19 protein-coding genes are annotated in these 19,649 nt (G+C 69.5%); 12 read left to right on the forward strand and 7 right to left on the reverse strand.

Going from position 1 to position 19,649, the window contains the following annotated elements:
• Positions 1-3: 3 nt before the first annotated feature.
• Both HPO96_RS07660 and HPO96_RS07665 read right to left on the reverse strand, forming a co-directional pair.
• Positions 4-735, reverse strand: coding sequence for an SRPBCC family protein (locus tag HPO96_RS07660; RefSeq protein ID WP_171672184.1), 732 nt, complete (start codon positions 733-735; stop codon positions 4-6).
• A 2-nt stretch (positions 736-737) separates the two neighbouring features.
• The gene (locus HPO96_RS07665) at positions 738-1,058 is read right to left on the reverse strand and encodes a metalloregulator ArsR/SmtB family transcription factor (RefSeq protein WP_171672186.1); all 321 of its coding nucleotides are present in this window, start codon (positions 1,056-1,058) and stop codon (positions 738-740) included.
• A gap of 82 nt (positions 1,059-1,140) precedes the next feature.
• On the opposite strand from HPO96_RS07665, the gene HPO96_RS07670 reads away from it, so the two are divergent.
• A complete protein-coding gene (locus HPO96_RS07670) occupies positions 1,141-1,980 on the forward strand; it encodes an arylamine N-acetyltransferase family protein (RefSeq protein ID WP_171672188.1) in 840 nt (279 codons plus the stop codon).
• A gap of 5 nt (positions 1,981-1,985) precedes the next feature.
• Here HPO96_RS07670 and HPO96_RS07675 read toward each other — a convergent pair whose 3' ends face one another.
• Complete coding sequence (locus tag HPO96_RS07675; RefSeq protein ID WP_171672189.1) at positions 1,986-2,603, reverse strand: TetR family transcriptional regulator; 618 nt, start codon at positions 2,601-2,603, stop codon at positions 1,986-1,988.
• A gap of 108 nt (positions 2,604-2,711) precedes the next feature.
• On the opposite strand from HPO96_RS07675, the gene HPO96_RS07680 reads away from it, so the two are divergent.
• On the forward strand, positions 2,712-3,743 hold the full coding sequence (locus tag HPO96_RS07680; RefSeq protein WP_171672191.1) for an aldo/keto reductase: 1,032 nt from the start codon (positions 2,712-2,714) through the stop codon (positions 3,741-3,743).
• A gap of 32 nt (positions 3,744-3,775) precedes the next feature.
• Entirely contained in the window at positions 3,776-4,357 is a 582-nt protein-coding gene (locus tag HPO96_RS07685) for a TetR/AcrR family transcriptional regulator (RefSeq protein WP_171672193.1), read from the forward strand.
• Here the strand turns inward: HPO96_RS07685 and HPO96_RS07690 are convergent.
• Complete coding sequence (locus HPO96_RS07690; RefSeq protein WP_171672194.1) at positions 4,313-4,843, reverse strand: SbtR family transcriptional regulator; 531 nt, start codon at positions 4,841-4,843, stop codon at positions 4,313-4,315. The two genes, HPO96_RS07685 and HPO96_RS07690, sit on opposite strands and share 45 nt — an antisense overlap.
• An 84-nt stretch (positions 4,844-4,927) precedes the next feature.
• Between HPO96_RS07690 and HPO96_RS07695 the strand changes: the two genes are divergently transcribed.
• Complete coding sequence (locus HPO96_RS07695; RefSeq protein ID WP_171672196.1) at positions 4,928-5,989, forward strand: SDR family oxidoreductase; 1,062 nt, start codon at positions 4,928-4,930, stop codon at positions 5,987-5,989.
• Here HPO96_RS07695 and bglS read toward each other — a convergent pair.
• Both bglS and HPO96_RS07705 read right to left on the reverse strand, forming a co-directional pair.
• Positions 5,928-6,692, reverse strand: a complete 765-nt coding sequence (bglS, locus tag HPO96_RS07700) for a beta-glucanase (protein WP_171672198.1) — start codon at positions 6,690-6,692, stop codon at positions 5,928-5,930. The two genes, HPO96_RS07695 and bglS, sit on opposite strands and share 62 nt — an antisense overlap.
• Before the next feature lie 114 nt (positions 6,693-6,806).
• On the reverse strand, positions 6,807-8,351 hold the full coding sequence (locus HPO96_RS07705) for an acyl-CoA synthetase (protein ID WP_171672200.1): 1,545 nt from the start codon (positions 8,349-8,351) through the stop codon (positions 6,807-6,809).
• Positions 8,352-8,429: 78 nt separating this feature from the next.
• Here HPO96_RS07705 and HPO96_RS07710 point away from each other — a divergent pair, with 78 nt between their 5' ends.
• From HPO96_RS07710 to HPO96_RS07740, 7 genes are all read left to right on the forward strand, one after another.
• Positions 8,430-9,008, forward strand: a complete 579-nt coding sequence (locus tag HPO96_RS07710; protein ID WP_171672202.1) for a TetR/AcrR family transcriptional regulator C-terminal ligand-binding domain-containing protein — start codon at positions 8,430-8,432, stop codon at positions 9,006-9,008.
• A 4-nt stretch (positions 9,009-9,012) separates the two neighbouring features.
• Entirely contained in the window at positions 9,013-9,885 is an 873-nt protein-coding gene (locus HPO96_RS07715; protein ID WP_171672203.1) for an alpha/beta fold hydrolase, read from the forward strand.
• Between the two features lie 82 nt (positions 9,886-9,967).
• Positions 9,968-11,389 carry an amidase family protein gene (locus HPO96_RS07720; protein WP_171672205.1) on the forward strand — a complete coding sequence of 474 codons (1,422 nt, stop codon included), beginning with the start codon at positions 9,968-9,970 and terminating at the stop codon, positions 11,387-11,389.
• Positions 11,390-11,421: 32 nt separating this feature from the next.
• Positions 11,422-13,005, forward strand: coding sequence for an ABC transporter substrate-binding protein (locus HPO96_RS07725; protein WP_171672207.1), 1,584 nt, complete (start codon positions 11,422-11,424; stop codon positions 13,003-13,005).
• A complete protein-coding gene (locus HPO96_RS07730; RefSeq protein WP_171672208.1) occupies positions 13,005-13,985 on the forward strand; it encodes an ABC transporter permease in 981 nt (326 codons plus the stop codon). Before HPO96_RS07725 ends, HPO96_RS07730 begins: the two co-directional genes overlap by 1 nt.
• Positions 13,985-15,832 (forward strand): dipeptide/oligopeptide/nickel ABC transporter permease/ATP-binding protein, encoded by a 1,848-nt coding sequence (locus tag HPO96_RS07735; RefSeq protein WP_171672210.1) that lies wholly within the window; start codon positions 13,985-13,987, stop codon positions 15,830-15,832. Before HPO96_RS07730 ends, HPO96_RS07735 begins: the two co-directional genes overlap by 1 nt.
• The gene (locus tag HPO96_RS07740) at positions 15,832-16,536 is read left to right on the forward strand and encodes an ABC transporter ATP-binding protein (RefSeq protein WP_171672212.1); all 705 of its coding nucleotides are present in this window, start codon (positions 15,832-15,834) and stop codon (positions 16,534-16,536) included. The genes HPO96_RS07735 and HPO96_RS07740 overlap by 1 nt, the downstream gene beginning before the upstream one ends.
• Before the next feature lie 78 nt (positions 16,537-16,614).
• Here the strand turns inward: HPO96_RS07740 and HPO96_RS07745 are convergent, their stop codons facing one another.
• Positions 16,615-17,004, reverse strand: a complete 390-nt coding sequence (locus HPO96_RS07745) for a hypothetical protein (RefSeq protein ID WP_171672213.1) — start codon at positions 17,002-17,004, stop codon at positions 16,615-16,617.
• Positions 17,005-17,329: 325 nt separating this feature from the next.
• On the opposite strand from HPO96_RS07745, the gene HPO96_RS07750 reads away from it, so the two are divergent.
• The gene (locus HPO96_RS07750) at positions 17,330-19,570 is read left to right on the forward strand and encodes an SPRY domain-containing protein (protein ID WP_171672215.1); all 2,241 of its coding nucleotides are present in this window, start codon (positions 17,330-17,332) and stop codon (positions 19,568-19,570) included.
• Positions 19,571-19,649: the final 79 nt, after the last annotated feature.

Genomic DNA, 19,649 nt, shown 5'->3' on the forward strand with positions numbered 1-19,649 from the left:
CGGCTAGCGCGGGGCCGGGGTTTGCAGGAGGGCGGCGGCCAGGTCGTCGAGGCGCTCGCGCCAGAGGGCGAGGGCTTTGTCGGGGGTGCTGAGGTTGGTTTGGGTGAGGATGAGGCGGGCGCCGTGGCCGGTGCCGGTGGTGAGCTCCCAGTGCAGGTTGTCGTCCTGCCAGGTGGCAAGTTCGGGGCGGACGGTTTCGGCCGGGCGGGTCAGCTGGCGCTCGAAGCGGACCCGCCAGCCGTCGGGAGTCTCCTCGGCCTCGCCTTCGCCCAGCTCGAGGAGCGCGAGGTAGCGGTCGTGGAGCGGGCCGGTGTCCGGCTCGACGTCGATGGGCTTGCCCTGCAGGCGAAGGTCGAGGGCCTCGAAGCAGAGCGACCAGCCGGAGCCGAAGCTGGCGGCGCCGAAGTGGTCGTCGAAGGTGTGACTGAGGACGAGCAGACAGCCGTCGTCCTCGGGGAGCAGCTCCCAGCGGAGTACCTCACCGCTCCAGGTGAACGCGAAGACGCGCGGCGGATCGAATTCGAGTACCTCGCCGTCGCCGCCCGGCTCGCCGTCCATCACGTACTCGACCGGGCTGCCGATCCGCGGCTGCAGGCGGACGGTGGCCGGGAACCAGTGGACCAGCTCGTCCGGATCGGTCAGCGCGCGCCAGACCTTCTCCACCGGGTGGCGCAGCCGGCGCTCCATCCGCAGTACCGAGCGGCCCTCGCTCCTGACCAGGGTCTCGTTCGCCATCATCAACCTTCCGTTCGATCGGGCATGGTCTCGAGGTGTTTCTCGAGGTCGTCGAGCGCGTCGTCCCACAACATCCGGTACGGGTGCAACCAGGCGTCGAGCTCACGCAAAGGCCCGAGCCGCAGCTCGTACCATCGCCGCTGCGCGTCCTGCCGGACGCCGACCAGCCCCGCCTCGCGCAACACCCGCAGATGTTTCGACACCCCCGGCTGACTCACCCCGAGCTCCGTGGTCAACTCCCCCACCAGCCGCGGCCGCTGCCGCAACAGCTCGAGAATCTGCCGCCGCCGCGGCTCGGCCAAAACATCGAAGGGTGCGCTCACAACCCCTAACATACCCACTCGGCTATATAACCGCAAGAGCATGTACTGTCACAGACGTCCTTCCAGTCCGGTCTGGGAGAACATGGACAGTGGTGCGCTGTTGCGGCGGATCGGATTCCAGGACGACGGTCCGCCGCGGGTCGAGGCTCTGAGCAGGCTGCATGCGGCTTACGTGGATCAGATTCCGTACGAGTCGATTCAGTTTCAGCTGATGCCGGGTGGACCGCTCGACCTCGACGAGACCGCCCGGCGGATCGTCGAGCGCGAGTCGGGTGGGTATTGCTTCCAGCTGAACGGCGTCCTGGCGCGGTTGCTGACCGAACTCGGATACCGGGCGACCATGCACGCAGGCGGGGTGGAGACGAAGACTCGGCCGGGGGATGTCGACGGCACCCATCTGGTGCTGACAGTGACCGGCCTGGTCGACGATCCGGAGCGCGCATGGCTGGTGGACGCCGGGCTGAGCGGCGGGTTGCTGCATCCGATCCCGCTGGAGGCCGGGTCGATGCGGCAGGAACCGTTCGACCTACGGCTGCGGCGATCCGTGAAGACGGATGGGTGGCGACTCGACCACGATGCCCGGGCGAGCATCGTCGGCATGGACTTCGCCGCCGAGCCGGTCACCTTCGAACGCTTCGCCGCCCAGCACGCCGTCCTGTCGACCGTTCCGGAAGCCGGCTTCGTGCGCACCGCTTTCGCCTTCCGCCGCAAGCCGAAGTCCCTCCTGACCCTTCGCTCACTCAGCTTCACCGAGACCTTCGCCGACCGCACCGACGCCGTCGTCATCAACTCCCGCGCCGACTACTTCACCCTGCTCGCCGACGAGTTCCACCTCCCGTTCCCGCAGTACGACGTCAGCCGGCGCGCCCAGCTCTGGCGCCAGGTCTGCCAGCAGTACGAAGACTTTCTTACTCGCCCCTGAACACGTCAGGTGGGGCGGCGGTAGACGCCGTGCCACCAGGTGAGGGCTAGTTCGCGGGTGAAGGCGTCGTCGGCGGCGGGATCGCCGTGGTCGACCTGGTCGACGATGGCTCGTTCGCCGCCGGGGACGACGATGCGGGTGACGGCGACCGGGTCGAGGTCGGCGGGGATGCGGCCGGCGTCTTGTTCGAGGCGGATCAGGGCGATGGTGCCGGCGGTGAACGGCTGGAGCTCGGCGTCCCAGAAGGCGCGCACGGTCTCGTCGTAGGCCGCGACCTCGGCCAGCGCGCGGCGGACCGGAGCGTGCTCGCGGTAGACGGCGACGATGTGGCTGAAGACGTCGGCGAGCGCCTCCGGGCCGTCCTGCGGCTGCCAGCTGGAGGCGATCGCGAACGACGAGCTGGTGAACTCGGCGCCGAGCCCGAGCAGTAGCGCCGCCTTGTCCTTGAAGTGGATGTAGAAGGTGGAGCGGGCGACGCCGGCCTCTTTGCAGATTGCCTGGACGCCGAGCTCGGTGAAGGTCGCCCCGCCAGCCAGCAGACGCCGGACCGCAGCCAGCAGTTCGGCCTCCGCGGTGGCCGGGCGGCCGGGCTGCGCGCCGGGCCGGCGGGTGATCGATGGCATCCACCGAGCATACCGGCGGAAACAGTTTTAAGACACCTTGTCCGGACACCATGTAGCATTGTTTTTGGACATAGTGTCCGGACAGACTGTTCAGGAGGATGGATCACCGTGAAATATCGACTGCTCGGCCGGACCGGCGTCTGGGTCTCGGAACTCTCGCTGGGCGCGATGACCTTCGGCGGCCAGGAGCACCCCGTCTACAGCAAACTCGGAATGCTCGACCAGGCCGCGGCCGACCGGCTGGTCGGGACGGCGCTGGACGCCGGCATCAACTTCATCGACACCGCCGACGTGTACGCCGATGGCGAGAGCGAGGAGATCCTCGGTCGGGCGATCCGGGCCCGGCGTAAGGACGTCGTCCTCGCCACCAAGTTCATGGCGCCACTCGGGGCCGACGCCGGGCCGAACAGCCGCGGCGCCTCCCGGCTGCATGTGATGAACGCGCTCGAAGACAGCCTGCGCCGGCTCGGCACCGACCACATCGACGTCTACTACCTGCACAACCACGACCACCTGACGCCGATCGAGGAGACGCTGGGCGCGCTCGACGACGCCGTCCGGCAGGGCAAGATCCGGTACGCCGCCTGCTCGAACTTCACCGCCTGGCAGGTCACCAAGGCGCTTGGCGTGTCCGAGCGCGAGCACGCGGCGCGGTTCGTCGCGAACCAGATCCACTACTCCCTGCTCGGCCGGGACGCCGAACGCGACCTCATCCCGATGGCCGAATCCGAGGGGGTCGGCCTGACGATCTGGGCGCCGCTGGTCGGCGGCTTCCTGACCGGCAAATTCGATCGGGGCGGCATCACCGACACCGCGTCCCGGCGGGCGCAAGCGGGCGGCGACTTCGTGCCGTTCGACGAGGAGCGGGGGTTCGACGTCCTGGACGTCGTCCGCGCCGTCGCCAAGCGGCATGACGCGAGCCCGAGCCAGGTCGCGATCGCCTGGCTGCTCGCCCAGCGGACCGTCACCAGCGTCATCGTCGGGGCCCGCAAGGTCGAGCAGCTCACCGACAACCTGGGCGCGAGCGACCTCACCCTGACCGCGGAGGACCTGGCCGAACTCGACGCGGTCAGCGCGCTGCCGCCGGCGTACCCGAACTGGATCCAGGCCGGCGCCGAAGGCCTCCGCTACCCCTCCTAGACCGAACGTTCTGTCGGCTATTCTCGGAGGTGATGACCAAGACCTCCGCCGCCCGCACCCGGCTGCTCGACACCGCGACCCAGGTCTTCTACGCCGAAGGCCTGCACGCGGTCGGGATCGACCGCATCGTCGCCGAGGCGCAGGTCACCCGCGCGACGCTCTACCGCCACTTCCCCAGCAAGGACGACCTCGTCGTCGCCTACCTGGAGAGCGTCAGCCAGCTGGAGCGCGGCCAGGTCGGCGCGGCCGTCGGCACCGGCCGCGCCCCAGCGGACACCATCCGCCTGATCGCCGAATCAATTGCCCAAGGCCTCAGTTCCCCAGTCTTCCGCGGCTGCGCCTTCCTGAACGCCGCCGCCGAATACCCCAACCCCGAACACCCCGTCCACCAGGCCGTCCTCACCCACCGCCACTGGTTCGAAACCACCATCACCAACCTCTTCACCCAACTAGGCGCCCCCACCTCCACAGCCCGCCAGTTCATCCTCCTCCGCGACGGCGCCATGGCCGCCGGCTGCCTCACCAACCCCACCACCGTCGGCCAAACCCTCCTCGAAGCCGTCGACGCGCTACTTGCGAAGTCCGTCGAGGATCAGGGCGAGCATTCGGGGTGAGCGGTCGTTGGGGCCGGGGGTGGTGCGCCAGAGGGCGCCGGTGAGTTGGAGGAAGTCGGCGGGGTCGGCGTCGGTGCGGATGGTGCCGTCTTGCTTGCCGGCGTCGAGGATTCGGGCGATGGCCGCGACGACAGGGTCGTAGGTTTGTTCGGCGATGGCTTGGTGGGCGGCTGGACTGAGGGCGTCGCCCAGGCCGTGTTTGCGGCGCATCGCTTCGACGAGGCCGGTTGTCCACTCGCGGAGGGCTTCCAGCGGCGGCAGTTCGGCCAGTAGCCGTGTGACGCCGTCGGTGATGCCGTCGACCTCGTCCTGGTAGACGGCGAGCACCAGCGCCTCCCGGGTCGGGAAGTTGCGGTAGAGCGTGCCCGCGCCGACGCCGGCGCGCTGCGCGACCTGGTTCATCGACGTCGCGCCGTCCGCGGCGAACGCCTCGCGGGCTGCCGCGAGGATGCGAGCCCGGTTCTCCCGGGCATCCGAACGGACCACAGCCGACCCCTCCTTGCTAAGCGGAGAGTTCTCCACTAACGTAAATGGAGAACTCTCCACATAGCTTAGGGGAAGGACACGGAGATGTCACAGGTCTTGGTCACCGGAGGTTCGGGATTCATCGGAGGCTGGTGTGTGCTCGCGCTGTTGCAGGCCGGGTACGACGTACGGACGACGGTGCGCACCTTGGATCGGGAGGCGGGGTTGCGGGCTCAGCTGCATGCGGCCGCCGACTTCGCGGACGAGCGGCTGAGCGTCGTCCGCGCCGATCTGCAGAGTGATGACGGGTGGGCGGAGGCGGTTGCGGGGAGCGAGTATGTGTTGCACGTCGCGTCGCCCACACTGCGGAACGGGCCGGCGAGTGAAGCCGAGATGGTCGGAGCAGCGCGGGACGGCGTACTGCGGGTGCTGCGCGCGGCGCGCGATGCCGGGGTACGCCGGGTGGTGCTGACGAGCGCGTTCGGGGCGATCGGGTATGGGCACCCGCGGCGGACGGCGCCGTTCACCGAGGCAGATTGGACGAATGTCGAGGCGGATATCGCGCCGTACCAGAAGTCGAAGACGCTGGCCGAGCGCGCCGCTTGGCAGTTCATCCAGGAGGAGGGCGGCGCGCTGGAGCTGACCGCCGTCCACCCGGTCGCGGTGATCGGGCCGGTGCTCGGGCCGGACGACCCGCCGTCGCTGCGAACCATCCGGAGCATGCTGGACGGCGATCTGCCGGCCACCCCGCCGTTCGGGACCAGCTGGGTCGACGTCCGCGACGTCGCCGAGCTGCACCTGCGCGTGATGACCGAGCCGGCCGCGGCCGGCGAGCGCTGGCTCGCCTCGGCCGGGCCGAGCCTGCGGATCGTCGAGGTCGCCCGCATCCTGCGTCGCCGGCTTGGCGACCGGGCTGCGAACGCCCCGACTCGTGAGCTGCCGCTGCCGATCGCGCGGCTGCTGGCCCATTTCAACCCACAGTTGCGCGCGCTCCGTCCGCAACTGGGGCAGGACTTCAACGCCACCAGCGCGAAGGCTGAACAGATGCTCGGCTGGAAGCCGCGTCCCCTCGACCGGACGATCGAGGAGACCGCCGAAAGCCTGCTCAGTACTTCGTGTAGCGGGCCCAGTCGAAGAACGCGGTCATTGTCGAGCCCGGATAGGTGAACGGGCCGGTCCAGCCGTCGACGCCGGTGGCCGGCCAGAGGTTGAGCATCAGCCGGCCCGGGTGCGTGGGCAGCGGGCCGCGGGAGCCGTTCTCCTGGTGGACAAGGCGGCCGTCGACGAACCAGTTGATCGTGCCCTGGTTCCACCACTCGATCGCGTAGTCGTGGTAGCCGGCCGCGGCGTCGAAGCCGAGGTTGATGATCTTCTCGTGGCCGCCGACGCCGTTGGTGAAGTAGTTCGTCTGCATCTGCGTGGTGTTCTTACCGAGGATCTCGACGTCGATCTCGTCCCACGGCTGCCCGTCACTTGGGCCTGTGTAGGTGAAGAAGCCGGTGACGGTGCCGGAGCCCTTCACCGCTTTCATCCGGACCTCGTACCGGCCGTAGGAGTACAGGTCGTTGGTCCGCAACTCGCCGGACGCGTAGGGCTTGCCGGAGCAGCCGCCCGGGCAGGAGGCGTTGTCGAGGTTCAGGCCCATCACGCCGCCGTTGAACCAGACATGGTCGGCACGCCAGCCGGCGTTGAACATTCCGCCGTTGCTCCAGCCGTCGGCCTTGTGCCAGCGGCCGGTGTCGAAGCCGTCGAAGTTGTCGACGAAACTGCCGCCGATGGCGGTGGTGGCAGCCTGGCTGCCGGTCGGGGCGAGTACGGCGAACGCGAGCGTCGCGCTGATCGCGAGCAGGGTTGTGACACGTCGGAACATGGCATCCTCCGGGGGGCGGGGTCGGCAGCTAGAGGATGAAATTGGAAGCGCTCCCGGTCAACAGCCCGCCGGTTCCGGAACTTGTTTCAGACCTTGTTCAATACCCTGATCGGCCTAGTGCACCTGGCGAACGGCGGCACCCCAGTGCTCCTTGCGCAGCTCCCGCTTGAGCACCTTCCCGGCCCCCGAGATCGGGAGCGCTTCCACCAATTCGAGGGACCGCGGCGCCTTGTAACCGGCGATCAGCGTCTTCACGTGCTCACGCACCTCGGCCAGCGTCAGGCTCGCGCCGGCCTGCGGTACGACGACCGCATGCACCCGCTCACCCCAGTCCGCATCCGGTACGCCGATGACCGCACACTGGGCCACCGACGGATGCCGCGCGATCGCGTTCTCCACCTCGGCCGAGTACACGTTCTCGCCACCGCTGACGATCATGTCCTTGATCCGATCGACGACGTACAGGTAGCCCTGCTCGTCCAGATACCCGGCGTCACCGGTGTGGAACCAGCCGTCCCGGATCGCCGCCGCAGTCTCGGCCGGCTTGTCCCAGTACCCGTGCATGACGTGATCCCCGCGGACGACGATCTCGCCGACCGTCCCGGCGGGGACCGGCGCCCCGAGCGGGTCGACGATCCGCAGCTCGTTGTGCGGCGCGGATCGACCGGCCGACCGGAGCAGCCCGCGCCGGTGATCGGCCGGCGTCAGCACGGTGACGATCGGCGCGGTCTCCGTCAGGCCGTAGGCCTGCGTGAAGGTGACATCCGGCAGGACCTTCATCGCCCGCTCCAGCACCGCGGCCGGGATCGGCGAAGCGCCGTACAGCACGGCATGCAGGCTGGTCAGGTCGTGATCCCCGATCGCCGGATCGTCGACCATCAGCTGGATCATCGTCGGGACGACGAGGACATCGGTGACCCCATGTGCGGCGATCGCCTCGAACACCGGTACGGTCTTGAAACTCGGCACGAACACATGACTGCCACCCATCAGCAGCGTCGATCCCCAGACTGCGAGCGCGGCCAGGTGAAACATCGGCGCACAGTGCAGCGAGCGCGAGTCGGCCGTCGGCAGGCAACCAGTGGCCGCAGACCCGAGCCAGGACGTCGCCAGATTCGCATGCGAGAGCATCACGCCCTTCGGGAACCCGGTCGTTCCGCCGGTGTAGAAGACTCCGGCCAGCTTGTCGCCGCCCCGATGCGCGTCCGCCACCGGCGCCGCGCCCGCAATCAAACTCTCGTAGTCGAGAGCGCCGTCCGGCGTCGGCCCATCACCCACATGGATCACCGTCGTCACCCCGGGCACATCAGCCCGCAACGCCGGCAGCATCGGCGCGAACGCGTCGTCGACGAAGAGCGTCCGGGTGTCGCAGTCCGCCAGCGAGTAAGCGATCTCGGCCGCGCTCCACCGGATGTTCACCGGGTTCAGGACGGCGTCCGCCCACGGAACCGCGAGCAGATACTCGGAGTACCGATCGGAGTTGAGCGCGAGAATCCCCACCCGATCCCCCGATCCGACGCCGAGCCCGCGCAGCGCGCCGGCCAGCCGGGCGACCCGATCGGCCACCTCCCGGAAGGTTCGTTGCCGAGGGCCACAGATCGTCATGATCGCATCCGGCTGCTGCTGGACGGCTCGATGCAAACCCTGGGTCAGATCCATCGCACACTCCTCTGGCAAAGTGCTCGCGAAAGCTTTAGAGTGAATTCACTGCACGGCGTAGCGTAATGGAGTATCACTGTGGCCGGACGTCCCCGCAACCCCGAACTCGAGAAGCGGTTGCTGCAAGCAGCCTGGGAGCTGCTCACCGAGCGCGGGTACGACGCGCTGACGCTGGCCGAGGTGGCCAACCACGCGGGCGCGCACCGCACCGACGTCTACCGCCGCTGGTCGAGCAAGGCGCAGCTGGCCGTCGACACCCTGACCGAACACCTGCCGCCGATCGTCGCGCGTGACACCGGCTCACTGCTGTCCGATCTGCGCGCGATTCTCGGGGCCTTCGCGGAGTCCTGGTCGTCGTCCTGGATCGACGGCGTGGTCGCGCTGTCCGCCGACCTGCAACGCGATCCGGACGCCGAGCTCGCCTTCCGCCGGATGGGCGAGGGGCGCGGGACGGCGCTCAGTAACGCGCTCGACCGGGCCATCGAGCGCGGCGAGATCGCCGCCACCACCGATCGCGCGCTGGTCGGCGATCTGATCGAAGGCCCGCTGATGCACCGGCGGATCGCGGCCCGCCAGTCGCTCACGCCGGAGTTCCTCGACGCGCTCGCCGCCGTCGTCCATCAGGTTCTGACCGCGGGGTCCTCAGCGAAACGGTGATGCCATGTCCCTCCACCCCGGCGCCGGGCTGACCGAGCAGTACGTCGTCCTCCCCGGCGGCCGCCGGCTGCGCGCGATCACCGCCGGCCGCGGCGACGGCCCACTCGTCGTCTTCGAGGCAGGTATGAGCGCCCCGGCCGCCTGCTGGGCGCACACCCAGCGCGAGCTGAGCGCACAAGCGCGAACGCTCTCCTACGACCGCGCCGGGTACGGCGGCAGCGATGTCGACCCGGCCGACCGCACCCTCGAACGCATCGCCGACGACCTGACCGCGCTCCTCGACGCGCTCGGCGAGACCGCGCCCGTCGTCCTGGTCGGGCACAGCTGGGGCGGGCCGATCATCCGGCTGTTCGCCGAGCGCCACCCGGAGCGCGTTGCGGGTCTGGTCTTCATCGACGCGACCATCGTCGAGGTGATGCCGGCGAGTGACAGCAAACTGCTGTCCAGGTCGTTCGCGGTGATGGGACTACTCGCCCGCCTCGGCGGGAAGAACCTGATCGTCAAGCAGACAATTCCCCACTGGTCCCCCGAGATCAGCATGACCGATCGCGAGCTGATGACCCGCGACTACGCCTGCGTCCGCGCCATGCGCGCCGCTCGCCGCGAGGCCCAGCAGGTGATCCCCGCCCTGACGACGATGCGCCGCCTCCAGGCCGCCGGAACACCCGACGTCCCGACGATTTGCCTCCAAGCCGGCCGCGTCGACCGCGGCATGAAGCAGCGGCGCCCGCTCTTCAACCACGCCGCCGCCGAGCTGATGGCCGCCGTCCCCCGCGGGCGCGTCGAGATCGCGGCCGACACCGGACACCTTGTCCCGCAGGAGAATCCGGCCGCGACGCACGCGGCGATCCGCGAGATCCTCACCGCCGCGAGCTGAGTTCTCGCGATCCCTTGTGCTCGGCCAAGGGACAGCTCTACATTACTTAAACTGCATGGTGTAGCGAAATGGAGTTGGTGTAGTGGGCAACGAACTGCACGAGCTGTCGGCGGCGGCGCAGGTCGCGGGGCTGCGGGCGCGCGACTTCAGCGCGCGGGAGCTGACCGCGCACTACCTGGAGCGGATCGCCAAGTACGACGAGGGTCTCGGCGCGTTCGTGAGTGTTTCGGCGGATCTGGCGATGGCCGAGGCGGCCGCCATCGACGAGTCCTGGGGTGACGGCGCGTTGCGCGGGTTGCCGCTGGGTATCAAGGATCTGTTTCCGACCGCCGGCGTCCGGACGACGTTCGGGTCAGCGGCGCTGGCCGACACGGTCCCGGAGACCGACGGCTGGGCCACCGGGCTGTTGCGGCGGGCGGGCGCGGTGCTGGTCGGGAAGACCAACACCCCCGAGTTCGGCTCGACCTGCTACACCCCGAACGACGTCACGGCTCAACCTTCGGTCACGCCGTACGACGTGACGCGGTACGCGAGTGGGTCGAGTGGCGGCGCGGCGACCGCGGTCGCGGCCGGGTTGTTGCCGGTGGCCCATGCCAGCGACGGCGCGGGCTCGATCCGGACGCCGGCCGCAACTTGTCACCTGGTCGGCGTGAAGCCCAGTCTGGGCCTGATCACCCCCGCGGTACCGGCCGGCTCGTTCTTCCCCACCTCCATCGAGGGCCCGATCGCCCGCACGGTCGAGGATGCGGCCCTGCTCCTCGACGTGATGGCCCAGCCCTGGCCGGGCGATCTGCACGGCTGGCGGCCCGATCGTCAGTTCATCGAGGCCATCAAGCGCCCGCCCCGCCCGCTCAAGATCGCGGTCTGGACCGAGACCGGCCTCGACGGCATCACGCAGCATCCGGAGACGGTCCGAGCCGTCGAACGGACGGCTCTGCTCCTGCAGGAGCTGGGACATGAGGTCCGCGAGGTCCAGATCCCAGCCCGCTGGGACGATTCGGTCCGGTCCGCGATGCGTACGCACTTCGGCTATCTGGTCAACCTGGTCGTCGAGACGATCGTCCCCGCCGATCGGGCGCACCTGCTCACGCCGTACACGCAGTTCCTGAACGGCGTCGGCGCGGGGCTGTCCGGCGCCGACGTCCTGACCGCGCAGAGCAGCATGGTCCGCTTCGCCGGCGCGTTCCTTTCGGCGTTCGCGGACGTCGATATCGCACTCACTCCGGTCACGAGCGCCCCGCCGGTACCGATCGGCCACTTCGAGGCCGACGGCATCGAGGCCGTCATCGACCGGATGCTCGAATGGTCGGTCCACACCCCCTGGGCCAACCTGACCGGGCAACCAGCGGTTGCCCTGCCCTCCCATCTCGATCCCGACGGGCTGCCGTACGGCGTCCAGCTCGTCGGCCGTCCTCGCCACGACCTGGAGCTGCTCGCGCTCGCCGCACAGCTCGAGGGTGCCGCCCTGTGGGACGACGTCCACCCACCCTGCTGGAGTCAGTGACCGCCAGCCAGTCCCGCAAGGGGAGACCAACCATGAGAAGAATCGGTGCGACCAGCGCGGTCTGCGTGCTGGCGTTGCTGACCGCAGCCTGCGGCGGCGCGAGCCCGGCAGCCGAGGACCAGGCCCTGGTCGACGGCGCCACCTTCAGCTTCAACATCGACTCGGATCCGGGCAACCTGGATCCGCAGGCCGGGGCGAACAGCTGGGTCCAGCTGCTCGGCCGGTTCGGCTACGACCCGCTCGTCCATGTCGATGCCCAGGGCAAGATTCTGCCCGGGCTCGCGACCGCCTGGGAGATCGACGGCAACCAGCTGAAGCTGACGCTGAAGAATGGCGTCACCTGCTCCGACGGCACCCAGTTCACCGCCGCGACCGCGGTCGAGAACCTCGCCTGGGTCGCCGACCCGAAGAACAAGAGCCCGTTGCTCGGCGTCTACCTGCCGGCCGGGACGAAGGCCACCGCGGACGACGCCGCCGGCACGGTCACGCTGCAGGCGCCACAGCTCGGCTCCTTCGTCCTGCACGGACTCGCACGGCTCGCGATGGTCTGCGGCAAGGGGCTGCACGACCGTAAGACACTGGCGCACGGGATGGCCGGCACCGGCCCCTACTTGCTGACCACGGTCGCGGCCAACGATCGGTACACGTTCACCAAACGCGACGGCTACACCTGGGGCCCGGGCGGGCTGGGCACCGACCTCGAAGGCCTGCCGCAGAAGGTCGTCGCCCGAATCGTCCCGAACGCGACGACCGCCGCGAACCTGCTGCTCTCCGGCGAGCTGAACGCCGCCACGGTGGTCGGGCCGGATGCCAAGCGCCTGCAGGCCGCCAACCTGTTCGCGGCCAAGATGCCGCTGCTCGTCGGCGAGATGTGGTTCAACCAGGCGCCGGGCCGTCCGGCCGCCGACCAGGCCGTCCGTCAGGCGCTGACCCACGCCGTCGACCTGCCGCAGCTCGCCAAGGTCCTGACCTCCGGAGCCGGTACGCCGCCGACCACACTCGCGTCCGTCGTACCGCTGGCCTGCCCGGGGAACTCGGTCACCGCCGCTCTCCCCGCCCACGATCTCGCGCAGGCGAAACAGCTGCTGGACCAGGCCGGTTGGGTCGCCGGGGCGGACGGCGTCCGCACCAAGGCGGGTAAGCCGCTCGCCCTCACCCTGTCGTTCAACACCGCACTCGGCACCGGGATCTCGGCTGCGGCCGAACTCGCCACCAAGACCTGGACCGAGCTCGGCGTCAAGGTCACCTCGAAACCGCAGGACAACGCCGCGATCAACGGCACCCTCTTCGGTACCGGCGACTGGGACATCGCGTGGGTCGGCGTGAACACCAGCTCACCCGATCAGCTCGTCCCGTTCGTCTCCGGGCCGGTCCCGCCGGCCGGGACGAACTTCGCCCATGTCGACAACGCGGCGTACCGCACCGCGGTCGCTGCCGCGGCCAAGCTGCCGGGTGCGGGGAGCTGCGACCAGTGGCTGGCCGCCGAAACCAAGCTGATCGCCGATGTCGACGTCATTCCGTTCGCGAACGACGTCCTGCAGACCTTCGGCAAGGGCGCGCGGTTCGAGAACATCGGCGGCCTGGTGCCGACGAGTATCCGGATGCTGGCCGGCTGATGGCCACGGCCGTTACCGCACCGCGCGTCCTGGAGAACGCCTGGGTGCGGTTCGCCGCACGCCGGCTGGGCCGGTTGGTGGTTTCGGTCTGGGTGGTGATCACTGCGGCCTTTCTGATGATCCATCTGGTTCCGGGCGACCCCGTCCGGGCCGTGCTCGGGCCGACCGCCACTGCGGAGGTGGTGGCGGCCAAGCGGGCGGCGCTAGGGCTTGATGATCCGATGTGGTCGCAGTACCTGCACTACTTGCAGGGTGTGCTGACTGGCGACTTCGGCACCGGTCTGGCGTCCAGCTTGCCGGTGTCGCAGGTGATCAGTCAGCGGCTGCCTACGACGGCAATGCTGGCCGTGCTGGCGTTTCTGGTCGCAGTGGCGATCGCCATCCCGGTCGGGGTCTTCATGGGGGTGCTGACGCGGGGTGGACGAGCCCGGCGGGCGGAGTTGTCGTTCACGGCGACGAGCGTCGTGCTGGCGGCGGTTCCGGAGTTTCTGTTGGCTGTTGGGCTGGTATACGTGTTCGGCGTCAGCCTGGGTTGGCTGCCGGTCGCGGGGCGATCCGGGGCGTCGTCGTACGTGCTGCCGGTGCTGGCGCTCGCGATCGGACCGGCGGCGGTGCTCAGCCGGATCGTCCGCGTTCAGCTGCAGAGCGTGCTGCAGGCCGACTATGTGCGGACGGCGCGCGCGAAGCGGCTGCGGGCCGTGACCGTCTATCTCAAGCACGCGCTGCCGAACACGCTGACGGCGACGCTGACGCTCGGCGGGCTGCTGTTGAGCGTGCTGGTCGCCGGGACGGTCCTGGTCGAGAACGTGTTCGCCTGGCCGGGCCTGGGGACGACGATGATCAGCTCGATCCTGGCCCGCGACTACCCGGTGGTGCAGGCGATCGTGCTCGTGTACGGCGTCGGCGTCCTGCTGGTGAATCTCGCCGTCGACATCGCACTCGCGCTGCTCGACCCGCGGTCGACGATCAGGGAGAGCTGATGTCTCGTTGGCGATCGGTACTGCGGACGCCGGTGGGCGCCTGCGCCGCCTTGTTGCTGGTCGGCGTCCTCGCGCTGGCCGTGCTCGCGCCGATCCTGTGGTCGGCGCAGGCCGATCGGGTCGACACGGACGCGATCCGGCAAGGGATGTCGGCCGAGCACTGGGCCGGCACCGACGACCTGGGCCGTGATCTGTTCTTCCGCGTCCTCGTCGCCACCCGGCTCTCGGTCGAGCTGGCGTTGCTGGCGACGCTGATCGCGGTCGTCGTCGGGCTGACGCTCGGCGCCCTACCGGCGCTGGTCGGCAGCCGGCTCGGCCGGTACGTCGTTGCCTTCGTCAACATCACCGTGGCGTTTCCCGGGCTGTTGCTCGCGTTGTTCCTGGCGGTGATCTTCGGGGTGGGCGCCCGCGGCGCGGTGCTGGCGATCGGGTTGGCCGGTGCGCCCGCGTTCGCGCGATTGACGCAGACGCTGGTGGCCGGGGTGATCGAGCGCGACTACGTGGCCGCGGCCCGGGCGGCGGGTATCGGCCGGTTTCGGGTGCTGCTACGGCATGTGCTGCCGAATATCGCCGAACCGCTGATCGTGAACGCGACCATCAGCGCCGGCGGCGCGCTGCTCGCCTTCGCCGGGTTGTCGTTCCTCGGGCTGGGTGTGCAAGCGCCGCAGTACGACTGGGGGCGGCTGCTCGGTGACGGGCTGGCCGGGATCTACGTGACACCGGCGGCCGCGTTGGCGCCGGGCATTGCGGTCGTGATCGCGGGGCTGGCGTTCAACCTGTTCGGCGAGGCGCTGGCGAAGGCGGTTGGGCTGACGACGCCGCTCGGCCGAGCGCTGCCGCGACTCCCCCGGCGTACTGATTCATCCGCGCCTTCCGATGCGGTGCTGGAGGTGCGCGAGCTGACGGTGACGCTGCCGAGTGGAGCGCGGGCTGTCCGTGGGGTGAGCCTGCAGATCGCGCCCGGTGAGGCTGTCGGGGTGGTCGGTGAGTCGGGGTCCGGTAAGTCGCTGACGGCGCTCGCGATTGCCCAGCTGGTCGAGGAGCCCCTACAGGTAAGGGCTGAACGGCTGCACTTCCAGGGCGCGGATCTGCAGGCGCAGGCGCATCGCAAGCTGTTGGGGACGTCGTTGGCGATGGTCTTCCAGGATCCGATGACGGCATTCAACCCGACGCAACGGATCGCATCCCAGCTGGCCGAGGGTGCTCGGGAGCATGGCGGGTTGAGCCGCCAGGCGGCCCGGGCGCGGGTGATCGATCGGCTGCGGGCGGTGCGAATCCACGATCCGGAGCGACGGGCCCGGCAGTACCCGCACGAGTTCTCCGGTGGGATGCGGCAGCGCGCGATGATCGGCATGGGGCTGATGGGGACGCCCGCGCTGATCATCGCCGACGAGCCGACGACCGCGCTCGATGTCACTGTGCAGCAACAGATTCTGCAGCTGCTGGCCGAGATCCGCGCAGCCGATCACGTGGCTTTGCTGCTGATCAGCCACGACGTCACAGTGGTCAGCGCGGTCTGTGATCGGGTGCTGGTCATGTACGCCGGGCGCGTGGTCGAGGATCTGCCGGCGGCGGAGCTGGCCCGAGGTGCTCGGCATCCATACACCCGGGCGCTGGTGGCCGCCGTACCGACGATGGAGTCGGATCGGCAACTGCCGCTCACCGTGATCCCCGGACGGATGCCCGATCCTGACGACGTCTCGGCCGGTTGCTCCTTCGCGCCCCGCTGCGCGCTTGCCGACGCACACTGCGCAGCGGAGCAGCCGGAGCTGATCGCCTCGGCCGATGGACGGCGGATCGCTTGCTGGCACCCGGCCCCGGCCTCGCTCGCACTCCAGGAGTCTTGATGCTGCGCTTCGATCAGGTGACCATTCGCTACGGCAGCCGGATCGCCGTCGACAACGTCAGCTTGACCGTGCCGGACGGCGAGATCGTCGGGCTGGTCGGCGAGTCCGGCTCCGGGAAGTCGACGTTGGCCCGGGCCGGGGTCGGGCTGGTCGCGCCGACGTCCGGCCAGGTGTTGCTCGGGGATCGGCCGGTCGGACTCCGCAGTCCGGTGCAGCTGGTGTTTCAGGATCCGTACTCGGCGCTCGACCCGCGGATGACGATCGGGCAGTCGATCGCCGAGCCGATGCCGCGCGCGTCCCGGGCGGATCGGCGGGCGGAGGTCAGCCGCCTGCTCGAACTCGTCGACCTCGACCCGAGCCGAGCGATGCAGTACCCGGCGCAGCTGTCCGGCGGGCAACGGCAACGGGTGGCGCTGGCCCGAGCGCTCGCCGGCCAACCCGAGGTGATCATCGCCGACGAGATCACCTCGGCCCTCGACGTCTCCGTCCAGGGCACCGTGTTGAACCTGATCCGCGATCTGCAGGCGCAGCTCGGCCTGTCGATGCTCTTCATCTCGCACAACCTGGCCGTCGTCCGGTACGTCGCGACCCAGGTCGCCGTGATGCACCACGGCCGGATCGTCGAGCACGGCCCGGCACCCGAGGTCCTCGGCAACCCACAACACGACTACACCCGCGAGCTGCTCGCGTCGCTAACGACATGAGGTAGTGCGCCGAAGCGGCGCCCGCGCGACCCTCCCCCGCGGGCACCGCCGACTAGGTCATGTCGTTAGCGACGGTGATCAGCAGATGTTGACGCCGGGGAAGGGATCGCTGCCGGTGGGGGTGTGGACCTGGCTTGCGGGCACGTAGCCCCAGGCGCCGCTGACGTCGCCGTAGGTGTAGTACCAGACGGTGTTGCCGCCGCCGTGCCGGACGCCGTTCTTCCAGCACTTGAAGTAGCTGTGGGTCGAGTGCAGGCGGTCGATCGGCCCTTCCGGGTTGCCCGTCGACGGGTTGCTGAAGCGGGCGAACTTGTAGACCCCCGCGTTGTAGTCGTTACCGCAGTACAGATTGCCGCCGCTGGCGTAGCACGACGCGGCCGACGCCGGCGTCGCCGTCAGCCCGCCCGCCGCAGTCAGCGCGACCGCCGCACCAGCAGTCGCCGCCACTCGGAGGATGCGTGAAGTCATGGAGTGCTGCTCCCCTCGCCCACCGCCGGCTCGCCCGGCGGAGCCGCCATTGTCGACAGGCGATGGGGTCAGAACTGTTACCTGCAAGGGGAAACGGAGTCGGTTGACTCAGTCTTCGTCGATCCTTCACCGCCTGGCGCACCGACCTCCGGCTCTGCGCCGCACTCGTCCTCCTCGACACGCACCCGGTCGCCGAGGTCGCCCACCTGGTCGGCTACTCGGCCTTCATCGCCGCGTCCATGGCCGAACCCCCGGCAGCGCCTGATCCTTTCGATCCTGGTCGAAAGGATCAGTCCCGGTGTTGCGCTCTGCATACTATTCCGGAATGCACAGTAGTCTGCGAACGAAGCTAGCGATCCCGGTCGCCGCCGCGACCGCCCTACTCACCTTGGCCGGGGGCCTGACCGCTGCCGCCGAGAGCCCACCGGCGCCCGAGCCGGCCCGGACCCGGACGATCACCCTCGTCAGCGGTGACCGGGTGCGCGTCGAGGCGACCGGGCAGATCTCGCTGTTGTCGAAGAAGGACTTCATCCGCCACGACGGCCCCGGCGGCACCACGGTGATCCCGCTCGACGCTGTCGGGCTGATGAAGTCCGGGCGCGTCGACCGGCGGCTCTTCAACGTCACCGCGCTCGCTCGCCAGGGGTACGACGACGCCACGGGCCGCCGGCTGCCGTCACTCGACAACCCGGCCGCCCTGCGCGCTGCGGCCGCCGAGCAACCACCCGAGCCGAAGGCGAAGCGCGCGGCGGAGCACCCGGTGACGATCCGGATGACCGGCCGCGACGACAACCCGGTACTCCGTCCGAGTTCGACCGTGATCGGCGACCTCGACAACCCGGGCCCGTGGTACTTCGCCGATGCCGGCGAGACGATCGACCTGCCCGCCGGCCGGTACGCCGCGATCGCCGTCGTCTACTCAGCGATCAAAGGCCAGTTCCGGCCCGCGATGACCAGCATCGCCCAGCCCGAGTTCACCGTGGCCGGTCCGCGCGAACTGCATTTCGACAGCCGCCCGGGCCGGCCCGTCGGCCTGCGCGTCGATCGGCCGGATGCGCAGATCGTCCAACAGCGGATCGGGCTCGAACTCCCGATCGGCAACAGCCGATACGGGATGACAGCCGGCGACAACTCCGACCTCTACTCGGTCGAGACCGAAGCGCCGCACCTGAACTCCTACTACCGGGTCGAGGCGTCGCGCCCGGAAGCCGCTCTGACCGTCACCGCGCCGAGCCGCGTCAAGGTGCCGGTCACCTGGGTCGAGGAGGACACCCGGCTGTCCGGCCGGCACACACTGCCGGTGGTCAACACCGGGCACGCCGGCGCCGAGGACATCGAGGGCCTGGATCTGAAGGGCAAGCTCGCGGTCTTCACGCTGTCGCCCGGCGAGGGCCGGACCTACGGCGAACGCATCCGCAGATTGGCCGCCGCAGGTGCGAAGGCGGCTGCGGTGTACCTGACCGAGGTACACCAGATCACGGCCGGCGATCAGGATCTGCCGGTGGTGCTGGCCATCGGACCCGAGGGCTCGAAACTCGCCACGGCGCGCGTCGCGACCATCGAGGGCCGGCCGATCTCGCCGTACCAGTACGACCTGGCCTTCCCGCACCTCGGCGGCACCTTGCCGGCCCGGCTCTACCACCCCGCCGATCGCGAACTGGCCACCGTCGACACCGGTTTCCATGCCCTAGGCAACAATGAGCCCATCGGCTGGGCGAACAGCTATCCGTCGCTGGGATCACTGGAGATGTTCGACTTCTCCTCCCGGGCCCCGATCGGAACCCGGCAGATCCGCTACCTGTCACCGGCGCCGATCTCCTGGAGCTACGGCGTCCGGTACGGAAATCAAGGACTGCGGGACAGCAGCACCTTCCAGCGCGGATACACCCGGCAGGACTACGGCAAGGCAGCGCTGACCCCGGCCCTCAACGGGCTGACGCACTGGGATCCACGCCCACTGGCAACGATCGAGGACGGCATCCTGCGCGCCTACCTCCCCTTGCGCTCCGACTCGGACGGCCACCGCGGGTTCGTCGGCGACGACGAGTCGAGCTGGGGCGACACCGGAGTCAACCGGCTGTTCGCGGACGGCAAGCAGGTCGGCGAAAGCACGACCCCCGGAGCGGGCGACTTCGCCGTACCGGCCGACGCCAAGCAACTCCGGCTGACCGCGGAGGTCGAGCGACACTCCCCGGAGACCTGGCTCTCCACCAAAGTCACCGCCGACTGGACCACCCCAGCCAAGGGCGACGGCGCCCTGCCGCTGCTGACCATCGGCTTCGACCCCGCCGTCGATCTCAAGAACACCGCGCCGGCCGGCCGCCGCTTCCACCTCCCCGTCAACCTCACCCGCCAACTCGGCACCACCGGCCCGAAGCCGAAGCTCCGGTCGGTCGACGTCTCGTACGACGATGGCGCCACCTGGCACCCGGCCACGCTGACCGCGCGCGGCGCCACCGTCACGCACCCAGCGAAACCCACGCCGGTCTCCCTCCGAGCCACCGCCGACGACGCCGCCGGCAACGCGGTGACGATCACCGTCATCCGCGCCTACCTCCTCCGCTGACACCAGGAGCCTTTCGATCCTGGTCGAAGGTTCCTTCGATCCGGATCGAAAGGATTCGGGGGCCGCAGGCCGCTCTGCA

It is taken from the genome of Kribbella sandramycini (genome assembly GCF_013131805.1).
GTDB lineage: Bacteria > Actinomycetota > Actinomycetes > Propionibacteriales > Kribbellaceae > Kribbella > Kribbella sandramycini.